Below are 3,784 nucleotides of genomic sequence, written 5' to 3' on the forward strand. Positions count from 1 at the left end.
AACGCGCCCCACGCGCCGCACCCGAACATCGTCCACCGGCAGCCCGTACAGCGCGGTGACATCGCGGCCGCCCGCGCCGCCGCCGACGTGATCGTCACCGGGGACTACGAGGTCGGCATGCAGGACCAGGCCTTCCTCGGCCCCGAGTCCGGGCTCGCCGTGCCCGCCGAGGACGGCGGCGTCGACCTCTACATCGCCACCCAGTGGCTCCACGCCGACCTGCGCCAGATCGCCCCCGTACTCGGCCTGCCCGAGGACAAGGTGCGCATGACGCTCTCCGGCGTCGGCGGGGCCTTCGGCGGCCGCGAGGACCTCTCCATGCAGGCCCACGCCTGCCTGCTGGCGCTGCGCACGGGACGGCCCGTCAAAATGGTCTACAACCGCTACGAGTCGTTCTTCGGCCACGTTCACCGGCACCCGGCGAAGCTGCACTACGAGCACGGCGCCACCCGCGACGGCAGGCTGCTCTTCGTCAGCTGCCGCATCGTCCTCGACGGCGGCGCCTATGCCTCCTCCTCCCCGGCCGTCGTCGGCAACGCCGCCTCCCTGGCCGTCGGCCCGTACGTCGTCGAGAACGTCGACAGCGAGGCACTCGCCCTCTACACCAACAACCCGCCCTGCGGCGCGATGCGCGGCTTCGGCGCGGTGCAGGCGTGCTTCGCCTACGAGGCCCAGATGGACAAGCTGGCCGCCGCCCTCGGCATGGACCCGGTGGAGCTGCGGCAGCGCAACGCCATGTCCCAGGGCGCCGTCATGCCCACCGGCCAGGTCGTGGATTCCCCCGCGCCCGTCGCCGAACTCCTGCGCCGCGTCAAGGCGCTGCCGCTGCCGCCCGAGCGGGAGTGGGAGAGCGCGGGCGGCCCGCCCGATGTCCGCGCCCTGCCCGGCGGCCTGTCCAACACCACCCACGGCGAGGGCGTCGTCCGGGGCGTCGGCTACGCGGTCGGCATCAAGAACGTCGGCTTCTCCGAGGGCTTCGACGACTACTCCACCGCCCGGGTGCGGCTGGAGGTCGTCGCCGGACAGCCGGTGGCCACCGTGCACACGGCGGCGGCCGAGGTCGGCCAGGGCGGCGTCACCGTGCACGCCCAGATCGTCCGCACCGAACTCGGCGTCACCCAGGTGACCATCCACCCCGCCGACACCCGCGTCGGCTCCGCGGGCTCCACCTCCGCCTCTCGCCAGACGTACGTCACCGGCGGCGCCGTCCGGCACGCCTGCGAGGCCGTACGGGAACGGGTCCTCGCACTCGGCCGCGCCCGCTTCGGGGCCGCGCACCCGGCCTGGCAGCACGCCGAACTCCTCCTGGAGGGCGGCAAGGTGGTCACCGACGACGGCGAGGCGCTCGCCGACCTCGCAGACGTCCTGGAGGGCGAGGCGATCGACGTCGAGCTCGAATGGCGGCACCGCCCCACGGAGGCCTTCGACCTGGAAACCGGTCAGGGCCACGGACACGTGCAGTACTCCTTCGCCGCCCACCGCGCCGTCGTCGAGGTCGACACCGAACTCGGTCTCGTCAAGGTCGTCGAACTCGCCTGCGCGCAGGACGTCGGCAAGGCCCTCAACCCGCTGTCCGTCGTGGGCCAGATCCAGGGCGGTACGACGCAGGGGCTCGGGCTGGCCGTCATGGAGGAGATCGTGGTCGCCGAGGACGGCCGCGTACGCAACCCCTCCTTCACCGACTACCTCATCCCCACCATCCTCGACACCCCGGCCATACCGGTCGACATGCTCGAACTGGCCGACGACCACGCCCCGTACGGGCTGCGCGGCGTGGGCGAGGCGCCCACGCTGTCCTCGACCCCGGCCGTGGTCGCCGCGATCCGCCAGGCGACGGGCCTGTCACTGAACAGGGTGCCGGTACGCCCGGAACACCTCACAAATACCTGACAGAACATCAGAAGCACTCTTCGCAAGCGCACTTCACCAACGTCTCGGGCCGTCCCCCGGGTGCCCCTTTGAACCTTGGGAAGGCAGCAATGACCCACTCGTCCGTGGAGACCGGGACCACGGCGGAGGGCGCGGGCGCGGGCCCCTGTCCCCCCGCGCGGCTCTCCCGGCTCGACCGGTACTTCCACATCAGCGAGCGCGGCTCCAGCGTCTCGCGCGAGGTCCGCGGCGGCATCACCACCTTCATGGCGATGTGCTACATCCTGCTCCTCAACCCGCTGATCCTCTCCGGCCCGGACGCCGAGCGGCACACCCTCGGCCACGGCGCCCTGATCACGGCCACCGCGCTCGCCGCGGCCCTGTGCACCCTGCTCATGGGCCTGGTCGGCAAGGTGCCGCTCGCCCTCGCCGCCGGGCTCGGCGTCTCCGGCGTGCTCTCCGCCCAGGTCGTGCCGCACATGACCTGGCCGCAGGCGATGGGCATGTGCGTGCTCTACGGAGCGGTGATCGTGCTGCTGGCCGTGACCGGCCTGCGCGAGCTGATCATGAACGCGATACCGCAGCCGCTCAAGCACGCGATCACCATGGGCATCGGCATGTTCATCGCCCTGATCGGCCTGGTCAAGGCCGGTTTCGTGCACGCCGCGGCGGGCGGCGGCGGGCCCGTCACCCTCGGCCCCGCGGGCGAGCTCGCGGGCTGGCCCGTGCTGATCTTCTGCATCACCCTGCTGTGCGTGCTGATGCTCCAGGCACGCAAGGTGCCCGGGGCGATCCTCATCGGCATCGTCGCCGGCACCGTGCTGGCGGTCGTCGTGAACGCGGTCGGTGACCTCCCGCCGAAGACCTGGCAGAACGGCGCGCCCGAACTGCGGGGGAGCGCCGTCTCCATGCCGGACTTCTCGCTCTTCGGCCACGTCGCCTTCGGCGGCTGGGGGACGCTCGGCGGCATGAGCGTGGCGATGACCGTCTTCACACTGGTGCTCGCCGGCTTCTTCGACGCGATGGCCACCATCATCGGCGTCGGCACACAGGCGGGGCTCACCGACGCCAAGGGGCGCATGCCCGGCCTGAGCCGGGCCCTGCTCATCGACGGCGCGGGCGGAGCGGTCGGCGGGGTCGCGGGGGCCTCGGGCCAGACCGTCTTCCTCGAATCCGCCACAGGCGTGGGCGAGGGCGCCCGCACGGGCCTCTCCTCGGTCGTCACGGGGCTCTTCTTCACTGCCTGCCTCTTCTTCACCCCGCTCACCAGGATCGTGCCGGGCGAAGTCGCCGCGGCGGCCCTCGTCGTCATCGGCGCGATGATGATGAGCAACGCGCGACATGTCGACTGGGGCGACAACGCGGTGGCGGTACCGGCGTTCCTGACCGTGGTGCTGATGCCGTTCACCTACTCGATCACGGCGGGGGTGGGGGCGGGCATCATCGCCCACACGGCGATCCGCACGGCGGAGGGCAAATGGCGCGAACCGGGTTTCTTTCTGTGGGGGCTGACGGTGGTCTTCGGGGTCTACTTCGCGTTGCATCCGATCGAGGGGTGGCTGGGGGTTACGTGAGGTGACGCTGCGCTGTGCGGTGTCCTTGGCTTCCGGTGCGCCTACCGGGGTGCGGCTTGCGCTGGGCGCGCGGCTGTGGGCCCCGGTGGGGGCTGGTCGCGCAGTTCCCCGCGCCCCTTGAAGGGGGCTTCGCCCCCTGGCCCGGTGGCCGTCTGCGGCCCGGTGGGGTTTCTCGCGCAGTTCCCCGCGCCCCTGACGGGGCGCGCTGCTCCGCCCGGCACCGTGACGCACCCCCAGCGAGGCGCGGCGGCGGGGACAACCATCCCCCTGCGGAGAGCCGACAGCGGACGTAGGCGCCCCTTACCGGCAGCCGACGTCCGGTGGAGGGGGTGGGGCCGGAG

General features: G+C 72.2%; 2 protein-coding genes. Both read left to right on the plus strand.

Features of this window, described 5'->3' with window-relative positions:
* Positions 1-1,890: molybdopterin cofactor-binding domain-containing protein (locus K6I34_RS33410; protein WP_229331794.1), on the plus strand; the 1,890-nt coding region annotated here is incomplete at its 5' end.
* 89 nt (positions 1,891-1,979) lie between these two features.
* The gene (locus K6I34_RS33415) at positions 1,980-3,443 is read left to right on the plus strand and encodes an NCS2 family permease (protein WP_229331795.1); all 1,464 of its coding nucleotides are present in this window, start codon (positions 1,980-1,982) and stop codon (positions 3,441-3,443) included.
* The last annotated feature ends 341 nt before the right edge of the window (positions 3,444-3,784 follow it).

Source organism: Streptomyces sp. UNOC14_S4, assembly GCF_020740835.1.
Classification (GTDB): Bacteria; Actinomycetota; Actinomycetes; order Streptomycetales; family Streptomycetaceae; genus Streptomyces.